This is a genomic window from Lysinibacillus sp. FSL R7-0073 (assembly GCF_038009065.1).
In the GTDB taxonomy this organism is placed as follows: domain Bacteria; phylum Bacillota; class Bacilli; order Bacillales_A; family Planococcaceae; genus Lysinibacillus; species Lysinibacillus fusiformis.
The window spans coordinates 1252490-1276125 of sequence record NZ_JBBPAS010000001.1 but is presented as its reverse complement, the minus strand read 5'-3'; the positions used below and the strand labels follow the sequence as shown (position 1 = coordinate 1276125).

General features: G+C 38.4%; 21 protein-coding genes and 1 riboswitch. Of the genes, 3 read left to right on the top strand and 18 right to left on the bottom strand.

All coding sequences use genetic code 11. From position 1 onward, the window contains the following. Window positions 1–25 precede the first annotated feature (25 nt). Complete coding sequence (locus MKY88_RS06035) at window positions 26–1030, bottom strand: ABC transporter substrate-binding protein (protein ID WP_340813187.1); 1005 nt, start codon at window positions 1028–1030, stop codon at window positions 26–28. A 455-nt stretch (window positions 1031–1485) separates the two neighbouring features. Between MKY88_RS06035 and MKY88_RS06030 the strand changes: the two genes are divergently transcribed. Then, on the top strand, window positions 1486–1797 hold the full coding sequence (locus MKY88_RS06030; protein WP_069480433.1) for a CotD family spore coat protein: 312 nt from the start codon (window positions 1486–1488) through the stop codon (window positions 1795–1797). Window positions 1798–1887: 90 nt separating this feature from the next. Here MKY88_RS06030 and glnA read toward each other — a convergent pair whose 3' ends face one another. From glnA to MKY88_RS06015, 3 genes are all read right to left on the bottom strand, one after another. Next, complete coding sequence (gene glnA, locus MKY88_RS06025) at window positions 1888–3222, bottom strand: type I glutamate--ammonia ligase (protein ID WP_193831236.1); 1335 nt, start codon at window positions 3220–3222, stop codon at window positions 1888–1890. Window positions 3223–3276: 54 nt separating this feature from the next. Further along, the gene (locus MKY88_RS06020) at window positions 3277–3654 is read right to left on the bottom strand and encodes a MerR family transcriptional regulator (RefSeq protein WP_008174727.1); all 378 of its coding nucleotides are present in this window, start codon (window positions 3652–3654) and stop codon (window positions 3277–3279) included. A gap of 157 nt (window positions 3655–3811) precedes the next feature. After that, window positions 3812–5062 carry a methionine gamma-lyase family protein gene (locus tag MKY88_RS06015; protein WP_340813186.1) on the bottom strand — a complete coding sequence of 417 codons (1251 nt, stop codon included), beginning with the start codon at window positions 5060–5062 and terminating at the stop codon, window positions 3812–3814. Window positions 5063–5407: 345 nt separating this feature from the next. On the opposite strand from MKY88_RS06015, the gene MKY88_RS06010 reads away from it, so the two are divergent. Next, the gene (locus MKY88_RS06010) at window positions 5408–6013 is read left to right on the top strand and encodes a trimeric intracellular cation channel family protein (RefSeq protein ID WP_069480430.1); all 606 of its coding nucleotides are present in this window, start codon (window positions 5408–5410) and stop codon (window positions 6011–6013) included. 75 nt (window positions 6014–6088) lie between these two features. Here the strand turns inward: MKY88_RS06010 and cobT are convergent, their stop codons facing one another. Both cobT and MKY88_RS06000 read right to left on the bottom strand, forming a co-directional pair. Beyond that, complete coding sequence (gene cobT, locus MKY88_RS06005) at window positions 6089–7144, bottom strand: nicotinate-nucleotide--dimethylbenzimidazole phosphoribosyltransferase (RefSeq protein ID WP_340813185.1); 1056 nt, start codon at window positions 7142–7144, stop codon at window positions 6089–6091. 94 nt (window positions 7145–7238) lie between these two features. Next, a riboswitch (cobalamin riboswitch) is annotated at window positions 7239–7415 on the bottom strand. A 56-nt stretch (window positions 7416–7471) separates the two neighbouring features. After that, window positions 7472–8335 (bottom strand): DMT family transporter, encoded by an 864-nt coding sequence (locus MKY88_RS06000; protein WP_340813184.1) that lies wholly within the window; start codon window positions 8333–8335, stop codon window positions 7472–7474. 270 nt (window positions 8336–8605) lie between these two features. On the opposite strand from MKY88_RS06000, the gene MKY88_RS05995 reads away from it, so the two are divergent. After that, on the top strand, window positions 8606–9001 hold the full coding sequence (locus MKY88_RS05995; RefSeq protein WP_340813183.1) for a hypothetical protein: 396 nt from the start codon (window positions 8606–8608) through the stop codon (window positions 8999–9001). Between the two features lie 49 nt (window positions 9002–9050). Here the strand turns inward: MKY88_RS05995 and MKY88_RS05990 are convergent, their stop codons facing one another. The 12 genes from MKY88_RS05990 to MKY88_RS05935 all read right to left on the bottom strand — a co-directional run bounded on the left by MKY88_RS05990 (window position 9051) and on the right by MKY88_RS05935 (window position 23596). Continuing rightward, a complete protein-coding gene (locus tag MKY88_RS05990) occupies window positions 9051–9353 on the bottom strand; it encodes a rhodanese-like domain-containing protein (protein WP_025114024.1) in 303 nt (100 codons plus the stop codon). Window positions 9354–9447: 94 nt separating this feature from the next. Then, window positions 9448–9678 carry an RNA chaperone Hfq gene (hfq, locus tag MKY88_RS05985; protein WP_069480426.1) on the bottom strand — a complete coding sequence of 77 codons (231 nt, stop codon included), beginning with the start codon at window positions 9676–9678 and terminating at the stop codon, window positions 9448–9450. A gap of 97 nt (window positions 9679–9775) precedes the next feature. Continuing rightward, window positions 9776–10678 carry a tRNA (adenosine(37)-N6)-dimethylallyltransferase MiaA gene (gene miaA, locus MKY88_RS05980; protein WP_328202884.1) on the bottom strand — a complete coding sequence of 301 codons (903 nt, stop codon included), beginning with the start codon at window positions 10676–10678 and terminating at the stop codon, window positions 9776–9778. Continuing rightward, on the bottom strand, window positions 10665–11582 hold the full coding sequence (locus tag MKY88_RS05975; protein WP_193831230.1) for an alpha/beta fold hydrolase: 918 nt from the start codon (window positions 11580–11582) through the stop codon (window positions 10665–10667). The genes miaA and MKY88_RS05975 overlap by 14 nt, the downstream gene beginning before the upstream one ends. A gap of 3 nt (window positions 11583–11585) precedes the next feature. Then, window positions 11586–13232 (bottom strand): glycerol-3-phosphate dehydrogenase/oxidase, encoded by a 1647-nt coding sequence (locus tag MKY88_RS05970; RefSeq protein ID WP_340813182.1) that lies wholly within the window; start codon window positions 13230–13232, stop codon window positions 11586–11588. 18 nt (window positions 13233–13250) lie between these two features. Further along, window positions 13251–14744, bottom strand: a complete 1494-nt coding sequence (gene glpK / locus MKY88_RS05965) for a glycerol kinase GlpK (protein ID WP_340813181.1) — start codon at window positions 14742–14744, stop codon at window positions 13251–13253. 17 nt (window positions 14745–14761) lie between these two features. Beyond that, the gene (gene mutL, locus MKY88_RS05960) at window positions 14762–16624 is read right to left on the bottom strand and encodes a DNA mismatch repair endonuclease MutL (RefSeq protein WP_340813180.1); all 1863 of its coding nucleotides are present in this window, start codon (window positions 16622–16624) and stop codon (window positions 14762–14764) included. Between the two features lie 15 nt (window positions 16625–16639). After that, the gene (gene mutS, locus MKY88_RS05955; RefSeq protein WP_193831226.1) at window positions 16640–19210 is read right to left on the bottom strand and encodes a DNA mismatch repair protein MutS; all 2571 of its coding nucleotides are present in this window, start codon (window positions 19208–19210) and stop codon (window positions 16640–16642) included. 127 nt (window positions 19211–19337) lie between these two features. Continuing rightward, window positions 19338–19994, bottom strand: a complete 657-nt coding sequence (gene cotE / locus MKY88_RS05950) for an outer spore coat protein CotE (protein ID WP_232540466.1) — start codon at window positions 19992–19994, stop codon at window positions 19338–19340. A 132-nt stretch (window positions 19995–20126) separates the two neighbouring features. Further along, window positions 20127–20564 (bottom strand): RicAFT regulatory complex protein RicA family protein, encoded by a 438-nt coding sequence (locus MKY88_RS05945; RefSeq protein ID WP_012293354.1) that lies wholly within the window; start codon window positions 20562–20564, stop codon window positions 20127–20129. Then, window positions 20565–22109, bottom strand: a complete 1545-nt coding sequence (miaB, locus tag MKY88_RS05940) for a tRNA (N6-isopentenyl adenosine(37)-C2)-methylthiotransferase MiaB (protein WP_328202898.1) — start codon at window positions 22107–22109, stop codon at window positions 20565–20567. It lies immediately after the preceding gene. A gap of 182 nt (window positions 22110–22291) precedes the next feature. Further along, the gene (locus MKY88_RS05935; protein WP_340813178.1) at window positions 22292–23596 is read right to left on the bottom strand and encodes a carboxylate--amine ligase; all 1305 of its coding nucleotides are present in this window, start codon (window positions 23594–23596) and stop codon (window positions 22292–22294) included. Window positions 23597–23636: the final 40 nt, after the last annotated feature.

Sequence of the window (23636 nt, the reverse complement as noted above, 5' to 3'; positions counted from 1 at the left end):
CTTTAAACAGCCCTAATCACTTTCTCTATTTATCTAATTCAAATTTGTCATAAATATCATCTAGCATTAAATTAGCACTAATAAATCCACCAGCTAGATTCCAATTGATTTCATCTACTTGATAAACTTGATTTGCCTTCACAGCATCAAGCTCTTTCCATAACGGATGATTTGTCCATTCTTCATAATTCTTTTTCACTGCTTCATCATTTTCCATGAACATATAAATGACATCAGCATTCATTTGCGTAATACTTTCTTTATCCGTTAGCTTGACGATCTCCAATGAGTCATCCGTTAAATTTTTAGGACCTTGGAAGCCAAGCTCCGACAATATAGAACCTGCATATCCAGTTACATAAATACGTGCATGGTCTGCTCTGAAATTGACAACCGAAACATGGAATGGCCATTTATCGCCAAGCTTCTCTTTAATTTTTGTTTGGAAATCAGCAACTCGCGTATCCCATTCTCCAAATAACTCCTTAACCTTTTCTTCCTGATTCATTGCTTGACCCATCATTTCAGCTGTACCTTTGAAATCAAATACCGTTTCATGAGCAACAGTTGGTGCAATTTGTGATAGCTGATCATAAATTTCCTCATGACGAACTTTCGATGCAATGATTAGATCTGGTTTAAGCTTTGCAATTTCTTCAAGATTTGGTTGTGTTTCTTGTCCAACAACCGCAACACCATCTAAATCTTTTTTCAAATAATTATAAAAAGGTGCTTCAGCCCAAGATTCTACTGCACCTACTGGCTTAATGCCCATTGCTACTGCTACATCAGTAGCCCCTTGGTATAGAGTAACGATTTTTGTAGGTGTTCCTTCAATTGTCGTAGTGCCCATAGCGTGTGTAATTTCACGGCTAGAAGATTCGGTATTACCTTCTTCGGCTTTATCAGTTTCTTGTGAACTACTAGCGTTGGTTGCTTTATCTCCACATCCAACCATCAAGAGAGATAATATTGATAATAAAGCAAAAAGAATAAAAATATTTTTATTACGTAGTGATAATTTCGACATACATTTCCTCCTAAGTTATAATCAATAACGATAATCATTATCAATTAAAGAGTATACTGTATGACTGTTTTATTGACAATATCTATTTTTTCAAAAAATATACTTTTTTATTAATTTTTTATGCTCACTTCGCTTCCAGCTCGATTATCTATAGTTTAGAAGCATTAGGTTTTTTATTTACTTGTAAAAATTCCGACACAATTCTGCCAAGCTGTAGAGGATTATTATTTAAACATTAGGTCGATTCAATCATTGTGACAACTGTAGAATGTGAAAAAAGCTTTTGGTAGATCATTCTTTCACCTAATTTGTAGGCATATCAACATTAGATTTTCTACCATTTCAGCGACTTGTTAGATTTACCTATTCAATAATAGGCAAATAAATAGTCCCTATTGACGTCTATCTCATATCTTAATAATGAACGACAACTTATCAAAACAGGAGGTTATAACATGTTTCACCGAAGACGCCATCCGGCAAAAGGTCCACACTGCTGTCCGCCACAAACAATGCCAATGCAATTTGATCCACCACAATTTTTACCACCAGAGCAATATGTTCGTACAAATTATATCCACACAGTTGTTCCACATGTACAACCAGCACATGTCACAACAGTGAACAAACATATGATTGATCATCAATACTACTTCCCATGCACAGAGTCAGTTGTTAATGAATGCTGTGAAACACATACAATGTGCGGTATGCCACCTAACCCTTGTCATATGCCGCATCATCCCCATAAACATATGGGCTATTAATAGATAATGTGGGGGCGAGTAATGCCCCTTTATTATTTTAAACAAAAAAACCGAGTAGCCTCTCTCAGAGGTACTCGGTTTTATGCGTTATTAATACATTTTTAAATATTGATCGCGTTCCCATTGATGTACAGTTGTACGATACATATCAAACTCGATTTCTTTTGCTTCTTTAAAGTTAGCGTAAATATGCTCACCTAAAGCTGCTTGTGCTACTTGATCTTTAGCCAATAATGTTAAAGCATCATCAAGTGCCGCTGGTAGGTTTTCAATGCCATTTGCTTGGCGCTCTTCTTCCGACATCACATAGATGTTGCGGTTAATAGCTGCTGGTGGCGTCAAGTTTTGACGGATACCTTCTAGACCTGCCTCTAAAATAACAGCCATTGCTAAATATGGGTTTGCAGAAGGGTCCACTGAACGTACTTCTACACGAGTTGAAAGGCCACGTGCTGATGGAATACGAATTAGTGGTGAGCGGTTTTGTGCTGACCATGCTACATAACATGGTGCCTCATAACCTGGTACTAGACGTTTATAAGAGTTAACTGTTGGATTTGTAACAGCCGTGAAACCTTGTACGTGTGCAAGGACACCAGCCATAAATTGCATAGCTGTATTTGATAGTCCTAATTCTGTAGATTCATCATAAAATGCATTTTCTTTACCTTTAAATAGTGACACGTTAAAGTGCATACCAGAACCTGCTTCACCAAATAATGGCTTTGGCATAAATGTAGCGTGTAAACCGTGTTTACGAGCAATTGTTTTCACTACTAATTTAAATGTTTGGATGTTATCACAAGCTGTAACAGCGTCCGCATATTTAAAGTCGATTTCATGTTGTCCAGGAGCAACCTCGTGGTGAGAAGCTTCGATTTCAAAGCCCATTTCTTCTAGCTCTAATACGATATCACGACGGCAGTTTTCACCTAGATCTGTTGGAGCTAAGTCGAAGTAACCGCCATGGTCATTTACTTCTAATGTTGGTTCGCCTTTTGCATCTAATTTGAATAAGAAGAATTCAGGCTCTGGCCCTAAATTGAAGCTTGAGAAGCCCATATCTTCCATTTTTTTAAGAATACGTTTTAGGTTGTTACGTGGGTCACCAGCAAACGGTTCGCCTTTCGCAGTGTATACATCACAGATAAGACGGGCTACTTTCCCTTTTTCAGAAGTCCAAGGGAATACTACGAAAGTATCAACATCAGGATATAAATACATATCTGATTCTTCGATTCGAACGAAGCCTTCAATAGATGAGCCATCAAACATCATTTTATTTTCTAGTGCTTTGTCTAATTGACTTACAGGAATCTCAACGTTTTTGATTGTGCCAAGAATATCTGTAAATTGTAAACGAATAAAGCTTACGTTCTTTTCTTCGATGAGACGTTTAATGTCCTCTTTTGTGTATTTACCCACAGTTTTCCACACTCCTATAATTTGTCTAGCTTTTATGTTTACCCTACCCTATTTTTAATAGAATCGAGATAAATCCCCTCGTCGGATGGATGATTTTTGCATGCGCTGTGCTTGACGCATTTCTTCACGCATAATTTGACGTAATTCAGAATCACTTAAATCTTGTTCTTCAATTGTAGCAACAGGATCTTTCCTTTTAGCAAATATTTTTTTAATCTTCGCCATATTCATACCCTGTTCTAAGTAGTCTTTAATTTCAAGCAATGTGTCGACGTCATTTAAAGAAAACATTCGACGGTTGCCTTCTGTTCGGTGCGGCTCAATTAAATGGTGTTCTTCATAGTAACGAATTTGTCGTGCCGAGAGCTCAGTTAATTGCATTACAATACTCATTGATAATAACGGCATAGTTCGTCTAATTTCACGACTCATTTAAGTCCTCCTCCAATACCCGCTTATCATATAACGAAATTTTTTCACTGTCAACCAGCCATGTAAGGTTTCCTAACATGGTTGGTACTATTTTTTTCAATCCGAGAGAAAATTGTAAAAAACTATTCAAATTTACGGTTTGTCCATTTTCTCATCTCTATTTTTGAATAGCTTGTACCGCACTACAAATTGCAAATTTCACATGCTCATATGTTAGTCCACCCTGTATAAAGGCTGTAAAGGGCGGACGTATTGGACCATCTGCTGTAAGTTCTATGCTGGAGCCTTGGATAAATGTTCCCGCTGCCATAATGACATCATCTTCATAGCCTGGCATATAGGCAGGTTCTGGTGCATAATGAGCATTAATTGGCGAGTTGGTTTGTATTTCCCGACAAAAGGCAATCATTTGCAGTGCGCTTTGGAAAGAAACCGATTGTATTAAATCTGTCCGATGTGCCTGGTAACTTGGAGATGTATTCATCCCGATTTCCTCCAGCATAGCTGCCGTAAAAATGGCGCCCTTTAATGCTTGTGATACAACATGTGGAGCTAGGAAAAACCCTTGATAAAAATCACCTAATGTATTTAATGTCGCTCCTGCTTCTGCCCCGATTCCTGGTGATGTCATCCGATACGCACATTTCTCCACTAAATCTGCTCGGCCTGCGATATAGCCTCCAATTTTCGCTAATCCTCCACCTGGATTTTTAATGAGGGAGCCCGCCATTAAATCAGCACCAATCTCTGTAGGCTCTTGCTTTTCTACAAATTCACCATAACAATTATCAACAAAAATAATGGCCTCCGGTGCTAACTCACGAATCTTTGCACACATGTCAGCAATTTCTGCAATAGAAAAGGATGGGCGTGTTGCATAGCCCTTTGATCGTTGAATGGCAATCATTTTCGTCTTTGTTGTTATGGCTCCTTTCACACCGGCCCAATCGATGGTTTGATTATCCAGCAAATCAACATGTGAATAACCGATTTGATAATCCTTCAGGGAACCTGTATCTTTGTCACCACCATCGACAATGGATTGTAACGTATCATATGGCTGACCAGAAATATAAAGCAGCTCATCACCGGGACGTAGCACACCGAATAGACTAAGCGTAATTGCATGTGTCCCTGAAATAATTTGCGGTCGAACAATGGCAGCCTCTGCTCCAAATACCTCAGCATAGACACGCTCTAAATTATCGCGTCCCTCATCGTCATAGCCATAGCCATTGGATGGGTGTAAATGATAATCACTAACTTGATGTTTTCGAAATGCCGCTAGCACTTTTTGCTGGTTATAAAACGCCATCTCTTCCACCTTAGCATGAAAAGGTCTCACTCTCTCTTCTATTGTTGCCGCTAAAGATAGCGTCGATGCTGATAAATTAGATGTAAACGTCATTCTTTTTCTTCTCCATTTCACAATTGTCATGCATATTATTCCGTAAACTTTATTCAATATCTAAATGAACCTCGATTATCCTTGAATTTCTTAATCGTCTACTTGTAATGAACGCTTATGACAGATGTTTTTCTTTATTTCATTAACATCTTATCAATTTGTATAGGCCCCTGTAAAACTTGCCTATTGTTTCTCAGCGAAATTTAGGCTAAGCTAATGTGCGTACTTATTTCAAGAAGAGTATTTAATGATGAATTTTGGCTATTAAATTCATAGATTTTGTTACTTACAGGATCTTTCAGCTTTAGGAATGAGATTCATTTATTTATAGAAGGGGTGAAAGGGATGGCTTGGGAAGTTTTTAGTATTATCGGTACAATTGCCTTTGCTATTTCTGGGGCAATTATTGCAATGGAAGAGGAATACGATTTATTCGGTGTTTATATACTCGGTATCGTCACTGCTTTTGGTGGAGGGGCTATTCGAAATTTACTTATCGGGCTACCTGTCACAACATTATGGGGACAGGATATGATGTTTCAAATTGCACTTGCTGCCATTACCATATTTTTTATTTTTCCTCATCATTTGATTCAACACTGGCATCGTTGGGGCAACTTCACAGATGCAATTGGCTTATCAGCATTTGCTATTCAAGGCGCACTCTACGCCGTAAAGCTAGATATGCCGATTAGCGCTGTCATTGTAGCTGCGGTCTTAACAGGGTCAGGTGGTGGTATCGTGCGTGACTTATTAGCTAGACGAAAACCACTTGTTCTTCGTGACGAAGTCTATGGTGTTTGGGCTGCTCTCGCAGGGCTTGTTATTGGATTTGAAGTTTTTACAGGAGATATCTTCCTTTATATTTTATTTGCGGTAATAACATCCTTACGCATTCTTTCCTATATGATGAAATGGCGTTTACCTTTGCGAAGGTTGAATCGGGCATAGAGTCTATCATAGATTAAAAAAATGAATAAGCGCAAATAGTTCCTTAACTATTTGCGCTTAATTGTTTTTCAGTAACTATTTAGCCAAAAGATTCATTGCTTCTTCCAGCGTCACCATATTTTTCATCATCGAGCAAGCAGCATCTAATAGAGGAAAGACTAGGGCTGCACCAGAACCTTCTCCTAGGCGCATATTCATGTGCAGCATCGGTTCCACTCCGAGTAATTCAGCGGCTATTTTAGCTCCTGGCTCCTCCGATGCATGAGAAGGTATGATAAAGTCCTTTACTTTCGGTTCAATTTGATAAGCAATAAGCGCAGCAATCGTTGAAATAAATCCATCAATGACAACAGGTTTTCGGTGACTTGCGGCAGCAAGTATGATACCAGCCATAGCCCCGATCTCTAGCCCTCCAACTTTAGCTAGAACATCAATGATATCGGTAGGATTGGGTTTGTTGAGCGTAATTGCTTTTTCAATGACCCTTGCTTTATGAGCAATTCCTCCTTGACCAACGCCTGCTCCAAATCCTGTTATTTCAATTGGGTCATAGCCAGTCAAAACAGCTAAAATCGCAGTACTCGGCGTTGTATTACCAATGCCCATCTCACCTGTTCCAATTAGATTAGCTCCATTTGTGATTTCGTCTGTTGCCACACGAATCCCCACTTCAATAGATTGAATGGCCTCCTTTCTAGACATAGCAGGGCCTTGTGCCATGTTATCTGTACCATATTTTACTTTTTGAACAATTACGCCCGCATCGAGAGGAATATCTTCCTTTACTCCAACATCTACCGTTACAACCTTCGTATTAGTCACACTTGCAATCGCACAAACGCCTGTACCTCCCTTTGGAAAATTTAATGTTTGAAATAAAGTAACATCTTGTGGGTTCGTCGTCACACCTTCCTTACAAACTCCATGATCTGCTGCACAGACAATCATCACCTTTTTATCAATCACCGGATATAATTGTCCTGTAATCCCAGAAAGTTGCACAGCAATGGACTCTAATTTACCTAGGCTACCTGGCGGCTTACAAAGAATATCTATTCGACGCCTCGCTTGCTCCATACTATTCTTATCAGCGCCTTGAATGTTTTGAATCGTGTCCTGTAATAATTGCATTGTCACTTCTCCTCTCGTTTTTCATGAAGACAAAATAAAAAGTCTGTAGTTTATTGTCATGACAAATAAACTACAGACTTTTCCATCATCTATATCCTCTTAAAGCAAATAGGCAGGTCTCCTGGCTTAAGTTCAACATTTCATAGTACCTTCCCAGCAATTTGCTAGTGGTCTTCACTATTAAACTCCCTTTTACAGTGGCGGGTCCGCTAAAGCTTTTCACTTTATTCCCTATTCTCCCTAAATGGGCACCTAATGCTTGTATTAAGCTACTTTTAATCTACGACAGCATATTTTTTCTGTCAACATTTGAATGCGTTACTTGTACTATTTCTTTGGCTCTTTTTCTAGCTCGCTTAGCAATGTTGACCCTAATAATAGTACCGCTCCTATTATTTGTAGAAGTGTCATTTTTTCTCCAATAATCATCGTTGAAATGACTAATGATGTCAGTGGATCTATATAGCTAAGAATGGCTATACTTTGCCCTTTCAGCTTTGACATGCCCCAAAAGAACAATAAAAATCCAACCCCTGCATGGACAATACCTAATGAAATTAATAATAGGACTGACTTAAAACTGATTGTCATGACCTGAAATTCTGTTGTTCCAAATATATAAAAGCAAAGGAAAAATGCTGCTAAAGATAGTTGAATTATTGTATTTTCCGGTTCTTTTAAACCACATATACATTTATTTGTAAATGTTAGAGCTGTGTAAAAGCATGCAGCAATAAGACCGTAGACAATACCAATAAAATGTTTACTGTCCCCAGTGCCTTGACTTTGGACTATCAAAAATAGTCCGATAAGGGCCACACAGATATACAGTATTTTTCTGCCAACTAGCTTCTCCTTTAAGATAATTGGAGATAAGCTGATAACAAGTACTGGTGCAAAATAATAACTAAGTGCAGCATTAGCAATTGTTGTTTCTTTATAAGCCTGAAATAAGAAAATCCAATTCCCACATAAGGCAACACTAGAAAGTACTAATTTCCACTTATTTTTGAGAATACTTCTTTTCGTAAAGCTTTCCTTTTTATAAATAAAAATCACTATCAAAAAACAAGCACCAATTAAACTCATCCAAAAAGCGATTTCACTTGAAGTTAAAGGTATATACTTGGCGAAAACACCAACTGCGCCAAAAATAATCATGGATAATATAAACGCTAATTTTCCGCTCATTACAATTCCTACTTTCTACGTATAAGTTTTAATCTATACAGTAGAATCTATTGAAAATGAGCAAACTGTTATCGTATGCCTTAACAGTAGATTCTACTGTAAAGACATTGTTGGGGGTGCTATTGAACGAAACATACAAAATCCCTCCTTCATCGATATAATTGTAACATATTTCTGAAAATTAAAGAGTACGTTTTATAGATACAGGGAAAAGGAATGGCTAATTACTTCATAAGGTAAGCCTAAAATTTTCTTTAAGGAGGAGTTAGAATGAACGCAAGAGAATTAAGAAACGCTATTGCGGATACTTGTGAAAATTATGATAGTCATTACGCTCAGTTAGTGAAACCGATTAATCAGTTATTAATAAATGTTGATGCTTCCATCAGTGCAGAAACAGCGTATGTCATTATGGAAAATTTGAAATTATTTTATAGTGGAGATAAATATATGGCGGAATGTCACTTCGATGAGAGTGAAAATTTCTTAAAGGATGGCATTGAGCTTTTACAAAAGGGAGATCTTGCGAATGGCGCTTTACAAATATACGGTGCTGGTTTAAATTTTGCCAGCTATGCTTCAAAGGTTCGTGGGCAAAAAAACGTGAACCCGTACATGAACTTTGAAAAAAACTTTAGCCTCATCATGGACTCACTCCAAAAATAAGCACATGAAAAAAGAAAGAGTATATACTCTTTCTTTTTTCATTATGTCATTATTTAAATTCTAATTCGCCATCGTAAGCTAACATGCCGCCTTCAAGGTTTGTCACATCAAATCCTTGTGCCTCTAAATAAGAACAAGCATTAGCTGAACGGCCACCAGCCTTACAAACGATAATATATGGCTTAGTTTCATCTAATTCCTCTAGACGTTCTGGGATTGTGCCAAGAGCAATATGTTGAGCACCAGGAATCATGCCATGTGCTACTTCATCCTCTTCACGTACATCAATAATATATAGGTCTTCATTTGCATCTAATAGTTCTAATAATTGTGTTGTTTCCATTGATTTCATCAAACTCGTCCTCCAAATATCTATTTCCTCTATCATTATAGCCTGAAGCAAAAAAAACAGCCAGTGTGAGAACACTAACTGTTTAACAATCTTTTTATGCTTCTGTCTCTAAAAATTCTATTTGTTTAGCTGGAACGAATGTAGAAATAGCGTGCTTGTAAATCAGGTGCTGTTTATTATCAGCATCCAATAATAAAACTGTAAAATTATCATATGATTTCACAGTCCCTTTTAACTGAAATCCGTTTAATAGAAATACAGTTACAAAAACACTGTTTTTACGTAGTTGGTTCAAGAACGTATCTTGCAAGTTGATTGATTTCATCAAATAGCCTCCCTACTAACTTTCTACCTCTTCATTCCTATAGTAGCACGTTCTACCAATTTATCAATTAGTAATTTTTAGAAATTTTTCTTTAATTTTATAATTGCTCACCTGTCATCACAAAATGGACATCCATTTTATTGCGGAAATAAGTAAGTTGCCTTTTCGCATAGCGGCGAGAGTTTTGTTTTAAGCTGTCAATAGCGCCTTCTAGCGAACATTTACCATCTAAATAATCATATAATTCCTTATAACCAATGGCTTGTATAGACTGCACACCTCGGATATTTTGTTGCCATAGCCCTTTGACCTCTTCTAAAAGACCATTCTCCATCATCAAATCGACACGGCGGTTAATACGGTCATAAAGCACCTCTCGTGACATATTTTGACCTAGCCCTAAGATCAAGTGATTATAGAGAGGCACTTCGCCTCGATTTTGAGCTTCAGCTGCCTTCGATACACCGCTTAATTCTAGCATCTCTAATGCGCGAATGACACGACGTGTATTATTTGGATGAATGGCCTCTGCAGTTTGAGGGTCTAGTTGTTTTAATTTATCGTGCATTGCCTCAGGACCAAGCTTCGCTAATTCATCATAATAGGCTTGACGTGCTGCCTCATCCACTTTTTCATCAGTAAATTGAAAATCAAACAGAACAGCTTGTACATATAAGCCTGAGCCACCAACTATAATTGGTAGCTTATGACGAGCTTGTATGTCAGCAATTTTTGCTCTTACTAGCTTTTGATAATCGGCCACTGAAAATGATTCTGTCGGCTCCAGAAAACTTAGTAAATGATGAGGGACTCCCTCCATCTCTTCTTCCGTAATTTTCGCTGTACCTATATCTAGCCCTTTATAAACTTGCATGGAGTCACCGTTAATGATCTCTCCATTATACTTTTTGGCAAGTTCAATACTTAACGCTGTTTTTCCAGAAGCAGTTGGTCCTACTATTGCTACGACCTCTGCCTGCTGTAATTTATTTTCTATCATATTTTTCTAACCACCGTAATAATACTTGAAAAACTGCTTCTTGATTGTCTTCATTTAAAATTTCATGTCTCTTATCTTCAAATAAATAAACAGTGACATCCTCTACACCAGCAGTTGCTAATTGTTCAGCCACTGCGTACACTCCTAGTCCTTTTTCACCGACAGGATCTTTACTGCCACTTATCAAAAGTATTGGAAGATCCTTTCTTACTTTGGCAATTTCTTTTTTGCGGTTCAAGGTTGAAAAGCCTGTTGTCAAATCTACAAAAAATTGATTGGTTGGAATAAAGCCACAATATGGATCATCTATATACTTTTGAACTTCTACCTGTACGGAGCATAGCCAATCATAGGCAGTCTTCGGGTTTGGAAACTGCTTATTAAAACTACCAAAACTTAATTGATTGAGGAGCCGGCTTTCTGTCTCTTTACCAAGACCTTTTGCTAAAGCCTTGGATACGATATTACCAATTGCATGTAAAGCTGTAACATTGCCAGTTCCACAGAGCACAACATTGTCAACCTGTTCCCCATACCGTTGGATATAGCGTCTCGTAATGAATGAGCCCATACTATGACCAAAAATAATGAACGGTTTGTCGGCAAATGGTGCATGTAATTGAGTAATGACTTCATGTGCATCTTCTACAACACGTTCAAAGCCGTTATTTTCTGCAAAAAAGCCCAAAGTTCCATTATAAGCAGCTGTTTCACCATGTCCACGATGATCGTGCATCGTCACTACATAGCCGGCATTTTGAAGAGTGTGAGCAAATTTTAAATAACGACCACTATGCTCGGCCATGCCGTGTAAAATATGGATATGTCCAATACATGGCCTTTTAGATTCTAATGTTCGTGTGAATACAAAATGTCCATCCGACATTTGAATATAACGCTCCATCGCTTACTCCCCTTCTTTCACGAAAATAGTGGCATCCATGATGGCTTGATCTAATTCAGCCATATAAGCATCTCGTTGTTCCTCCGTATAATTCAAGTGTTGTTGCATCACTTGAAGCACTTGTTGCTTATAGAGCTTGACTGCTTCAATGTCAAAATATAGCATGCCAGTACGACGAATAAAGAAGTCACTTGGCGTATAGACCATCTCAGCTTCTAAGCCATATAATAGCATCGCATGTAAAGTAAGTGGCATTGTACTACCATGCTCATGTAAGTATTTTACACGATCAAATAAAGCATCCACATTCGTGCCATATTTTTGGACAAGTTGCTTGGCTTCATCATAATTTAAACCATACTGAACACCCTCTCGAGCTTTATAGGCAATATAATCAGGGAAATTGATAGCGTTAATACCCTTTGCACCTGACAGTGATAATTCTCGAGTTATGGATGCACTCGCATGCTTATAACGATGGGTTTTTACAATTTTATCTACAATCGATTCTGCCATTTGTCGGTAGCCTGTTAGCTTGCCACCTGCTATCGTCATTAAACCACTCGGAGCCGTCCAAATTTCATCTTTCCTTGAAATTTCTGAAGGATTCTTTCCTTTTTCATAAATCAATGGACGAACGCCTGCCCACGATGATTCAACTGTAGCTCTTGTAATATTAGCTGTAGGAAAGACTTTCTTTGCTGCCTCTATTAAATAGTCCACATCTTGCTGTGTTGCAATAGGATGTACTGGATTGCCCTCAAAGACAGTATCGGTTGTACCTACATAGGTTTTACCATCACGCGGAATAGCAAATGCCATACGCCCATCAGCAATATCGAAATAAATTGCTTGCTTTAATGGAAAATCTTTTTGATTCAGGACAATATGAACACCCTTCGTCAATCTTAATTGCTTATTATCAGCTACTTTATCCCTTTGTCGTACATCATCCACCCAAGGACCTGTAGCATTGACAATTTGTGCAGCATGTACATTTAAAATGCGTCCTGTTAAATGATCTTCTACTTTAATTCCAACAAGCTTTTTCTTCTCGTAGATAAATTCCTTCATCTCCGCATAATTAAGACAAAGTGCCCCATATTCAATAGCCTTCTTTAATACTTCAATTGTAAGACGCGCATCATCCGTACGATATTCAACATAATATCCTCCACCCACAAGTCCTTCTTGATTGAGTAAAGGTTCTAATGCTAAGGTCTCTTGCGCATTTAGCATCGTTCTACGTTCCTGTTTTTTGACACCTGCTAAACGGTCATAAACTTTTAAGGCTAGAGATGTTGTCATCGGGCTAAGGGAACCCTTTTTATATAAAGGCAAAAGCATTTTTTCTGGTGTTGTCACATGAACAGCATTGTCATAGACGATTTCACGTTCACGTCCCACCTCTGCTACAACTCCTACATCAAATTGCTTTAAATATCGTAGTCCACCATGGATGAGTTTAGTTGATCGACTCGATGTTCCAGCAGAGAAATCCTGCATGTCGATACAAGCGACGGACAGTCCCCTTGATGCAGCATCCAGGGCAATACCTGCACCCGTAATGCCTCCACCAATGACTAAAACGTCAAAACTATAGTGCTCTAAATAATATAAAATTTTTGGACGATGCTCATATGAAAACATACCTTTTTCCCCCAATAGCTAAGATTTAAAAATTCGTGTTGCCTCTACAGCTCTTTGCCAGCCAGCATAAAGAGCTGTCGCTTGGTCTTTTTCCATTTTTGGCTGGTAGGTTTGACCATTTACCCACAGTGCTGATAAAACCTCTTGATTTGGCCAAAAATTTGTAGCAAGTCCTGCTAAATAAGCTGCACCTAGTGCTGTTGATTCATTGAGCTTTGCCAGTTCTACATGCAACTGTAAGACATCACTTTGGAATTGCATTAATAACTCATTTTTTACAGCACCACCATCTACACGGAGTACTTCAATAGGTGCCTCCGCGGCTTCTTCCATAGCATCGAGTACATCCTTCGTTTGATAGGCCAATGATTCAAGTGTCGCACGGATGAAATGTTCTTTAGAAGTGCCACGCGTTAATCCAAAAATGGCACCGCGAGCATCTGTATCCCAATAAGGTGTACCTAGTCCAACGAAGGCAGGTACAACATAGACACCATCCGTATTGGCTACTTTTTTAGCATAGGTTTCTGAATCCTCAGCAGTCCGAATCATACGTAGTCCGTCTCGTAGCCATTGGATCGCTGAGCCTGCTACGAAAACACTTCCCTCTAATGCATAGGTCACCTTACCATCTATTCCCCAAGCAATTGTCGTCAATAACCCATTTTCCGACTTTACTGCCTGTTGCCCTGTATTCAATAACATAAAGCAGCCAGTACCATACGTGTTTTTAGCCATTCCCTTTGTAAAACAAGTTTGACCAAAAAGTGCCGCCTGCTGATCACCGGCAATACCTGCAATCGGAATTTTTTCGCCAAAGAAAATACTTGCTGCCGTTTCAGTGTAAATTTCTGATGAATTTTTCACTTCAGGAAGCATCGACATCGGAATATCTAATAGCTGACAAAGTTCCGCATCCCATTGTAAGTCATGAATATTGTATAGTAACGTTCGAGCCGCATTTGAATAATCGGTAACATGAGCCTTTCCCTTTGATAATCGCCAAACAATCCAAGAATCAATCGTGCCAAATAATAAATCTCCATTGTCAGCCATTTCACGTGCACCCTCTACATGATCTAACATCCATTTAATTTTTGTGGCTGAAAAATAAGCATCTAGACGTAATCCCGTTTTTTGCTGAAAAAGCTTCTCATGCCCTTGTTCTTTCAGGTGATTCACGATTTCCTGCGTTTGACGCGACTGCCAGACAATGGCGTTGTAAATAGGCTGTCCTGTATGTTTATTCCACACTACGGTTGTTTCTCGCTGATTCGTTATTCCAATAGCATGGACCGCACTAGCATCATGCCCACTTTCTGTTAAGACGGTTGCAATTACTGAAAGGACCGAACCCCAAATTTCATTGGCATTATGTTCTACCCAGCCAGCCCTCGGAAAAATTTGCTGAAACTCCTTTTGTGCTACATGAACAATTTCACCTTTTTTATTGAATAAGATAGCTCTTGAGCTTGTTGTGCCTTGATCAATTGCTAAAATAAATTCGCCCATTATTTTCCCCCTTTTCACTACATGACCCGTTTGAACATTTTTTCCACTTCATACGATGTAAAATGAATGAGCACTGGACGTCCGTGTGGACATGTAAATGGATTATCAGCTTTGCGTAAATCTCTCAGCAAAATTTCCATTTGTTCTTTCGTTAAATAATAATTGGCCTTAATAGATTTTTTACAGCTCATCATAATCGCGGCGGCTTCACGTAATTTTTTAACATCTGCCTTTTTAGTCGTCAGCACCTGTTCAATTAAATCTTCAATGATTTCCTGTTCCTCACCTTTAGGGAACCAACTAGGGTGCTCGCGTACAACAAAGGAAGATTGTCCAAATTCCTCTAAAAATACGCCTACTGCTTCTAATTCATGTTTGTGTTCTCGTAATAAAAGAGCCTCATCGGCCGCATAGTGGAATGTTAGTGGAAGCAGTAATGCCTGACGTTCATGTGGATTAACTTGACCGACCTTTTCTCGGAAAAATTCATATTTAATTCGCTCTTGTGCAGCATGTTGATCAATTAAATAAAAACCATCCTCCATTTGGGCGACAATGTATGTGCCATGGATTTGCCCTACTACTTCTAGCTCAGGGAACGGCTCATTAGCCGTCTTATCTGCTAATTCCTCATGTTGCTCCATAACAGGTACTTCTTCTATTTCTTCAATCTTTAATGGCGGAGTTGGCTGCACGTAATCCTCCACAATAGTAGAAACAGGCTCTGGCTCTACTGTAGTTTCTCGATTGTTTTCTTGAACAGTTTGCACATCATATAACTTCTCTACAATTGCGTTCATTTTCTCCACATCTATCTTAGGTGTAGGCTTCCAAATATTTAATTGCTCTGTAGCTGGTTTGACGATTTTTTCTTTTTTCTCCATTTGTGGAACGCGAATAACGCTACGTATTCTTTCACGGATAGTTTCTTCGATTAATTTTAAAAGCTCTGGCTCCTTACTTAAACGAATTTGATGTTTCGCAGGATGCACATTGACATCTGTCAAAAATGGATCTCCCTCTATATAAAGAACGACAATAGGAAAACGTTCAATTGGTAAATACGTATGGTAGGCATCAACAATAGCTTTTTGTACTAAATAATGCTTAACCCAGCGACCATTGACGAATAGAGACATATAATTTTTTGAAGCACGCGTCACCTCTGGTAGAGTCACATAGCCAGAAATGCGATAATCGTGTGATTCTCCTTGGAAAGACACCATTTTCTTGGCATTATGTACTCCATAGATGGCAGCAAGCACTTGTTGCACATCTCCTCGTCCATTTGTTTGGAGTAATATTTGACCATTATGCAGTAATCTAAAAGCAATTTGTGGGTTACTAAGGGCAAGACGATTCATTAAGTCTATAGTGTGCCCAAGTTCAGTTTGAATAGTTTTCATATATTTTAAGCGAGCAGGAGTGTTAAAGAATAATTGTGATACCGTCAGATCTGTCCCTTTACGTAAAGGGCCGGGCTTATGCGTCAACATATGACCACCCTCCAGCTCTAAATGTGTACCGGATTCACCGTTCGATGTAATTAAAGTCATTTTTGAAACAGAAGCTATAGATGCTAATGCCTCACCACGGAAGCCCAATGTCCGAATACGAAATAAATCATGCTCTTGATGGATTTTACTCGTTGCATGGCGAGAGAATGACATGATGGCATCCTCTTCATCCATACCGCTACCATTATCAATTACTTGAATGGAAGTGAGACCCGCTTCTAGTAAAAAAACATCAATGGACGTACTTCCCGCATCAATCGCATTTTCTACTAGCTCTTTGACAACTGAAGCTGGTCTTTCAACTACTTCTCCTGCTGCTATTTTATTGGAGAGCCATTCGTCCATAATTTGTATGTTTCCCACTAACGAATCACTCCTTTATTTTTTCATGTTTAATAACTCTTGCTGTAACTCATATAAAATATTCATTGCCTGCATTGGTGAAGTTCCTAAAATATTAACTTTCTCTAATTTTTTTAACACCTCTGCCCCAGCTGGTGCAATTGGCTCTTCTTCAGTAAATAAGGACATTTGCAGTGGCGGTTCTGCTATTTTCTGTGTTTCAGCCACTACTTCGTTCCCAGCCTCAAAGTTTTCCAATAGCACACGTGCTCTTGCCAAAATTTCTTCTGGTAATTGCGCTAATTGTGCCACATGAATACCGTATGATTTATCAGCAGCACCTTTTTTTACCTTATGCAGGAACACAACCATGCCATTTTTTTCGGTCGCTGCGACATGTACATTTTGTAAGCGTGGTAAATCCTTTTCAAGAGCTGTTAATTCATGATAATGCGTAGAAAACAACGTATTGGCACCGATTTTGTCATGAATATATTCCATCATGGATTGAGCTAAACTCATCCCATCATAAGTAGAGGTTCCACGGCCTATTTCATCAAATAACATTAAACTGTTTTTTGTGGCATGCATAATGGCGTGTTGAGATTCAAGCATTTCTACCATAAATGTAGATTGCCCTGCTGCTAAATCATCAGCTGCTCCGATGCGCGTGAAAATTTGGTCAGTAATCGGTAGCTTTGCCTTTTCAGCAGGTACATAGCAGCCCATTTGTGCCATGACGACAATTAATGCTACCTGACGCATATAGGTACTTTTACCAGACATATTCGGCCCAGTAATAAGCATCATATTATTCTGTTCTTCTAGCACACAATCGTTTGGTACATACATTTGCTTGTTCAACATTTTTTCCACAACAGGATGGCGACCTTCAATGATTTCAAGCGCTCGTCCATTATGGAATTGTGGTTTTGTAAAACGATATTTTTCTGAGATGCTAGCAAAGCTTAGTAAAACATCTAACTCACTTATGCTCGCTGCTAGTGCTTGTACACGTGGAATAAATTCCTTTAATGCATCTCGAATTTCTACAAATAGGTTGTACTCTAGTGTTAGGCTTTCTTCCTCAGCATTTAAAATCAATGCTTCTTTTTCTTTTAATTCCTGTGTAATATAGCGCTCTGCATTAGCTAGCGTCTGTTTGCGCTCATAACGAGTTAAATCTGCTAAATGGATATTAGATTTTGTAATTTCAATATAATAACCAAAGATGCGATTATAGCCAATTTTTAAGTTTTTAATGCCTGTTTTCAAACGCTCTTCTTGCTCGAGCTGAGCAATCCAATCCTTACCATTGCGAGCAGCATATCGAAGCTCGTCTAATCGTTCATGATAGCCATCTCGAATCACATCCCCTTCTTTAATGGTAATTGGTGGATTATCCGTTATGGCATTTGCTAAAAGCTCCTCAACAGCTGTACATGTATCGAGAGCTGCCCCTAATTGTTGGAGTGTCTCCTTACCCGCACCTATTAACTGCTGCTGAATAGCTGGCACTTGGCGCAACGAATCACGTAATTGCGCTAAATCACGGCCACCTACATTGCCAAAAGCAACGCGACCAGCTAGCCGCTCTAAATCATATACCTGTTTTAAAGCAGTTTGTAACTCTGTTCGAACAAAATATTCTTCTAATAAATCAGTCACAATCGCTAGTCTAGACTCAATAGCTGAGCGTGTGGCAAGCGGCTGATGTAGCCATTGTTTTAATTTACGGCCACCCATTGCTGTGACAGTATCATCGAGCAACCATAACAGTGTCCCTTTTTGATCTCCACCGCGAATGGATTGAATTAGCTCTAAATTTCGCTTTGAGCTAGAATCAATGCGTAAATAATGTTTCATTTCATTAAACGTAAATGCTTGAATATGTGATAACGAACGCATTTGTGTTTTATCTATATAGGCCAATAATCGAAGGCATGAAATTTGTAGGGCTGGTGGAACAGCTTCTACATAGCTAGCTGCTTGATCCACCGTCATTTCATCGGCTTCCACTGACAGTACAATGGCGGCATTTGCAGCATGTTCTGCTAACAATAACTGTAAACCATCCGTTACAATAAGTTCCCGAATACCATAAGCCTGCATTTGCATTAATAATGCTTTGCCATCACCTTCAATGGACGAAGCCACGGCTTCACCTGTTGATAAATCTAGATATGCATAGCCAAATGTTGTGTCATCCAGTTGTTCGGCTGCTCCAATAAAATGATTGGATTTCCCTTCAAGTGTCTTACCTTCCATAATTGTACCGGGTGTGATGAGTTGAACCACTTCACGTTTGACCACGCCTTTTGCTTGCTTTGGATCTTCTGTTTGTTCACAAATAGCCACTTTATAGCCTTTTTGCACAAGTGTTTCAATATAATTTTTAGCCGAATGATGCGGCACACCACACATTGGAATTCGTTCTTTTGCGCCAGCATCCCGGCTCGTTAATGTAATTTCTAGAATTTGTGAGGCATTAATGGCATCCTCAAAAAACATTTCATAAAAGTCACCTAATCTAAAAAATAAAAAGGCATCCTTGTAATCTTCTTTAACCTGTAGATACTGTTGCATCATTGGTGTATATGTTGTCATATAAATATTTACCTCGCTCTTACCTATAGATAGTTTTATTATAACAAAAGATACATGCGAAACGCTTCCTTCACCTTTTTTAAGATGCTAGCGTTTCGCATGTATCGAAAAATGATGGTTTCTAAAATTATCTTGGTCGTTCATCAGGAAACGATGATGACTCTAATACATACCTACCTTCTCCATCAGAGCTTGAAGATGAGCTTGAGCTCGAGCTAGATGATGATGATGATGATGAACTCTCATCATTTAAGCTCCAGTCTTCTTCATAATCTAGCGGATGTACACTAATACAAATTGTTGTTTCACCCATTACTTCCACAATCACTTCACGTTCTACTACAATTTCAAATTTCGTACCACATGAAGAAATTACTGCTTCAATACAATTTGGTTCTTGTATTACCCGTACACGAACATCATCACCAACGCTAATTTCTCCTTCTCGATAGTGAAGCTTCACTTTGTCTTTATAGTGAATTGTTTCCGAAAACACAGCTGTCTTCGAATGATTACTATAGGCATACCATACATTGACGTCAAATTTCCCTGTTACTTCTACAAATTTCCCGACTCTTTTAGCAGAGCAAGTATGGTTAATTACCCAGCATCCTAAAATACTTGTCGGTTTATTTGTTGGTGATAATGTTACACGCTCTTCCGTTCTCTTCTTCCCTTTGGCAACTACTGCTTTCGTCACGATTTGTCGTAAACGTTTCAGCGCAATTCCTCCTTCGACTCTTTTCACTCCATCATATGCAGGTAGCGCCCATTGGGTGAACATATATTTTAGAGAATTAAATGATTCCTCCAGAACTCCTTTCGAAAGATGACTGCTATAGCGTGAGCATTCCTCCATAGAAATGAACATAAAAAAGCTCGAATGCTGTCATTCGAGCTTTACTTCTATAATCTGTTAAGAACAGCTACCTGGTTGAGAATTATCTACATATGAACCCGTTTCACCACGTAGCACATCGCCACCTGTTGAGCGGATAATTTCATTCGTTACATTATTAGCAATCGTATTTGATACTAATTGCAATAAATCATTTACATCGCCTTGTGATTCTTTAAATTGTTGAACAACTGGGATGTCATTAATTTCTTCTTCGATTTTAGCAATTTTATCTTCAATCATTTTTAGCGCTTTTTCTTTTCCTAAGTGTTGGAAATTAACCGCTTGTTTTTGTAAACTTTTTAGACTAGCAATTCGTTCACGTACTTGTTGATTTTCATTGATTTGTGCTTCTGCCTTTTTGAAAAACTCAACCTCTGGTGTATTTGCAATCATATGTGCAATTTCATGTGATTTTTTAATTAAATCTTCTTTTGTGTATAAGATTTGTGTCATTTACGCTTCCACCTTTTCATTTTTTACGACTTCCAAAAACTCACCAGTAAGTGAATAAGATGTAGTCTCTATAATTTTAACTTTTACTAATTGACCAATTACTTCTGCTGGTGCTTTAAAATTGACAAGACGATTTTTACGCGTATAGCCTGCTAGCACATCATCTCGTCGTTTACTTGTTCCTTCAACTAATACTTCGACAACCTCACCATTTAAACGTTCTAAGGCTTTGCGAGAATACTCACCCACAACTTCATTTAAACGTTTGAGTCGCTCTTTTTTCACCTCTTCAGGTACATTATCGACCATTTTCGCAGCCGGTGTCCCTTCACGAGGAGAATAAATATACGTAAATGCTGCCTCAAAGCCAACTTCACGGTATAAGGAAAGCGTTTCCTCAAATTGCTCCTCTGTTTCATTTGGATAGCCAACGATAATATCTGTCGTTAATGTTACTTCAGGAATGGCAGCTTTAATTTTTTCTACTAATGTCAGGAAATGCTCACGTGTATATTTACGAGCCATAATTTTTAAAATGTCATTAGAGCCAGATTGCACTGGCAAATGAATATGTTCTACTAAATTACCACGTTTTGCAAGTACTTCGATTAGATGATCATCGAAATCTCGAGGATGACTCGTTGTAAAACGAATACGTGGAATATCAATTTTTCTTAAAGCATCCATTAAATCGCCAAGACGATATTCGATATCCTCAAAGTCTTTCCCGTAAGCGTTGACATTTTGACCAAGCAACATAATCTCCTGATAGCCCGCTGCCGCTAGCTCTCGGACCTCAGCAATGATCTCCTCTGGACGACGACTCCGCTCTTTTCCACGTGTATACGGTACGATACAATACGTACAGAATTTATCGCAACCATACATAATATTAACCCATGCTTTAATGGAACCAAGACGTTTCTTCGGCAGATTTTCTATCACATCGCCTTCTTTAGACCAAACCTCTACGACCATTTCTTTCGACATATAAGCCTCTTTAAGAATGTTTGGAAGACGGTGAATATTATGCGTTCCAAAAACCATATCGACATGTGGATAGCTTCTTAAAATTTTATTTACAACCGATTCCTCTTGCGACATACAGCCACAAACCCCGATTAGCATCTCTGGGTTTTTTCGTTTATATTTCAACAGGAAACCAAGTTCTCCAAATACTTTGTTTTCTGCATTTTCTCGAATGGCACATGTATTCAGCAAGACGACATCAGCCTCTTCAATTATTTCAGTTGGTGTGTAACCCAACTGCATAAAAATACCAGCCATTACTTCTGTGTCATGCTCATTCATTTGGCAGCCATAAGTACGAATGTAGAAAGTACGATCTTTACCCATCCCTGCAAATTGTTCGTCAATGCTAAAATCCTTATGGTATTTCACATCTTCTTTACCACGTTTTTTAGCATCTTTTAAGGAAGGTGCCGTAAAGACCTTCTCAAAATATTTACTGTAATCCTTTTCAGGCTTGTCTTCTTTTTTTGGTTGATTGACCTGTTGATTAGCTAAGCGTTGTTCCTCATTCATCGCAATCAGGTAACTCCTTTCAAACGAAATCCATGCACTTGAATTTCCATCTTACTATTATACTGAATAGTTGATACTTCCTACAAGGCTTGCGCTTCAAATGTCGTGGTTTCGACTTAATTACAAGTAGCTGAAAGGATTAATCCGCCCAATTTCAAGTTTTATCTTATCTAATAAGAGAGCTAAACGTCACGATCAATAAAATACTTCCTATGCTTTATATATAAGTATCCATTGTATAATTTCAGCTTGACCCAACGCTTCATACTCATATCCTCTTTATAAAATAAAGCATTTGTATATTGGCCTTGTTTCACTAATCGTTTTGCTTCAATTTTTAATTTTTCATTCCCCATACATTTATATAAAGTTTTTGGAGGCAGTAGTGACCACAAATGCTTAGTTTGGACATACGTTCGTTCAAGGGGGATGTGGAATAGATAATCATCCACAACATATTGCATGAAGTTATGGCCGCTCGCTGTTACATAATAGCTGGAAGAACCGGCTCGTAAATTTAGCTCAAATAACTTATACTCCCCATCACGCGGATCATATTTCATATCAAAATTGGCAAAGCCCGTATAGCCGATGTCCTCTAACAGATGCCGTATTGTATCCATCAATGGCTCATCATAATCGATCATGACAGCTAAAGAGATGCCTTTGTTTTGCGGGGAGGGGTCCTCAAAAAGCTTATTGCTTAAACACATCAATTTCACTTTTTTATCTCTCCCTACATAAACGTCTAATACGCGAATGAACGAATCATCACCGGGGATAAACTCTTGTAAAATTAAGGTATCTTGATAGCTTGAGCGATAAATACTGCGAACAATCTGTTGCATCTCGCAGTCATTATGGACTAGATAAATTTTTTTCTTCTCAGGAAAGGAGCAGCTAGCGTACGCCACAGAATTTGAAGGTTTAATAATGATTGGGTAATGGAATGGTATGACGCAGTTTGTCTGTTGTTCCTTTGTGACAGTCACTGTTTGGGGGTATTTTAACTTATACAAGTCACATAGTTGATAAAATTTTTCCTTCGATTGAACCTTCTTTAGCAAAACTTGATCGATATAGGGTAAAATAAAATATTTTTCTAGCTCCTCTTTATTTTTAATAATCTGCTCTGCGTAGAAGCAGTCGCAAACTAATAAAATCAATCGTTGATGCTGAAACTGCTTTGCCAGCGTCAGCAGCACTTGTACAAAATGGTTAGGATCATCTAAATGCTCTACATATTGAAAGTCAAGGATACCACTATTTTGTGTGGCGATTCCTTGCGTACCACTGGATAAAAATGATCGGAAATTCCCTCGTTTTCTAGCTGGCTCGATGACAAAACTCTTAATATTATACGCCTCATAAAAAGAGCGGGCTACCCCGTAAGCATGCTGTCCTGACTGTATAACAATAGGCAAAAATGGTTGTTCATGTAGGTATGACAATTCGATCGCCTCTCTAGTAAAAATGAATTTATTCATTTGTATGCAAATTAGATTGAACATATGTAGCACGAATAAA